A 2,774-nucleotide genomic window follows, 5' to 3' on the forward strand; every position below is an offset into this window, starting at 1 on the left:
CATATTATATGGTTAAGTCCTCGATCTATTAGTATTCGTCAGCTCCACATGTCACCATGCTTCCACCTCGAACCTATCAACCTGATCATCTTTCAGGGATCTTACTAGCTTACGCTATGGGAAATCTCATCTTGAGGGGGGCTTCATGCTTAGATGCTTTCAGCACTTATCCCTTCCGCACATAGCTACCCAGCTATGCCCTTGGCAGAACAACTGGTACACCAGCGGTGCGTCCATCCCGGTCCTCTCGTACTAAGGACAGCTCCTCTCAAATTTCCTACGCCCACGACGGATAGGGACCGAACTGTCTCACGACGTTCTGAACCCAGCTCGCGTACCGCTTTAATGGGCGAACAGCCCAACCCTTGGGACCGACTACAGCCCCAGGATGCGATGAGCCGACATCGAGGTGCCAAACCTCCCCGTCGATGTGGACTCTTGGGGGAGATAAGCCTGTTATCCCCGGGGTAGCTTTTATCCGTTGAGCGATGGCCCTTCCATGCGGAACCACCGGATCACTAAGCCCGACTTTCGTCCCTGCTCGACTTGTAGGTCTCGCAGTCAAGCTCCCTTATGCCTTTGCACTCTACGAATGATTTCCAACCATTCTGAGGGAACCTTTGGGCGCCTCCGTTACACTTTAGGAGGCGACCGCCCCAGTCAAACTGCCCACCTGACACTGTCTCCCGGGTCGATAAGACCCGTAGGTTAGAATTTCAATACAGTCAGGGCGGTATCCCACCAGCGCCTCCACCGAAGCTAGCGCTCCGGTTTCAAAGGCTCCCGCCTATCCTGTACAAACTGTACCAAAATTCAATATCAGGCTACAGTAAAGCTCCACGGGGTCTTTCCGTCCTGTCGCGGGTAACCTGCATCTTCACAGGTACTATAATTTCACCGAGTCTCTGGTTGAGACAGTGCCCAAATCGTTACACCTTTCGTGCGGGTCGGAACTTACCCGACAAGGAATTTCGCTACCTTAGGACCGTTATAGTTACGGCCGCCGTTTACTGGGGCTTCAGTTCAGAGCTTCGCTTACGCTAACCCCTCTCCTTAACCTTCCAGCACCGGGCAGGTGTCACCCCCTATACTTCGCCTTACGGCTTCGCAGAGAGCTGTGTTTTTGCTAAACAGTCGCTTGGGCCTATTCACTGCGGCTTTCCGTTAAGAAAGCACCCCTTCTCCCGAAGTTACGGGGTCATTTTGCCGAGTTCCTTAACCAGAGTTCTCTCGCACACCTTAGGATTCTCTCCTCGCCTACCTGTGTCGGTTTGCGGTACAGGCACCTTTTATCTCGCTAGAAGCTTTTCTTGGCAGCGGGGAATCAAAGACTTCGCTCCATAAGGAGCTTCCCCATCACAGCTCAGCCTTTACGATAAGCGGATTTGCCTACTTATCAGCCTAACTGCTTGGACGTGCACAACCAATCGCACGCTTCTTCTATCCTTCTGCGTCCCTCCATTGCTCAAACGATAAAGAGGTGGTACAGGAATATCAACCTGTTGTCCATCGCCTACGCCTGTCGGCCTCGGCTTAGGTCCTGACTAACCCTGAGCGGACGAGCCTTCCTCAGGAAACCTTAGGCATTCGGTGGACGGGATTCTCACCCGTCTTTCGCTACTCATACCGGCATTCTCACTTCTAAGCACTCCACCAGTCCTTACGGTCTGACTTCACTGTCCTTAGAACGCTCCCCTACCACTGATACCATTCGGTATCAATCCGCAGCTTCGGTGGTGTATTTAGCCCCGGTACATTTTCGGCGCAGAGTCACTCGACTAGTGAGCTATTACGCACTCTTTAAATGGTGGCTGCTTCTAAGCCAACATCCTAGTTGTCTAAGCAACTCCACATCCTTTTCCACTTAATACACACTTTGGGACCTTAGCTGGCGGTCTGGGCTGTTTCCCTTTTGACTACGGATCTTATCACTCGCAGTCTGACTCCTAAGGATAAGTCATTGGCATTCGGAGTTTGACTGAATTCGGTAATCCGATGAGGACCCCTAGTCCAATCAGTGCTCTACCTCCAAGACTCTTACACTTAAGGCTAGCCCTAAAGCTATTTCGGGGAGAACCAGCTATCTCCAGGTTCGATTGGAATTTCTCCGCTACCCACACCTCATCCCCGCACTTTTCAACGTGCGTGGGTTCGGGCCTCCATTCAGTGTTACCTGAACTTCACCCTGGACATGGGTAGATCACCTGGTTTCGGGTCTACGACCACGTACTAAACGCCCTATTCAGACTCGCTTTCGCTGCGGCTCCGCCTCTTCAGCTTAACCTCGCACGGGATCGTAACTCGCCGGTTCATTCTACAAAAGGCACGCCATCACCCGTTAACGGGCTCTGACTATTTGTAGGCACACGGTTTCAGGATCTCTTTCACTCCCCTTCCGGGGTGCTTTTCACCTTTCCCTCACGGTACTGGTTCACTATCGATCACTAGGGAGTATTTAGCCTTGGGAGATGGTCCTCCCAGATTCCGACGGAATTTCACGTGTTCCGCCGTACTCAGGATACATTCAAGAGAGAACGAAGTTTCGACTACGGGGTTGTTACCCTCTACGACGGACCTTTCCAGGTCGCTTCGTCTACCTCGTTCCTTTGTAACTCCGTATAGAATGTCCTACAACCCCAAGAGGCAAGCCTCTTGGTTTGGGCTATGTTCCGTTTCGCTCGCCGCTACTCAGGAAATCGCATTTGCTTTCTCTTCCTCCAGGTACTTAGATGTTTCAGTTCCCTGGGTCTGTCTTCCTTACCCTATGTATTCAG

At 51.9% G+C, this 2,774-nt stretch carries 1 rRNA gene; it reads right to left on the reverse strand.

The window, feature by feature from the left end:
• Positions 1–8: 8 nt before the first annotated feature.
• Positions 9–2,774: ribosomal RNA gene (locus tag ACZ76X_RS28920) — 23S ribosomal RNA — on the reverse strand; the annotation flags it as partial.

Source organism: Bacillus sp. BC05(2025) (assembly GCF_056725905.1).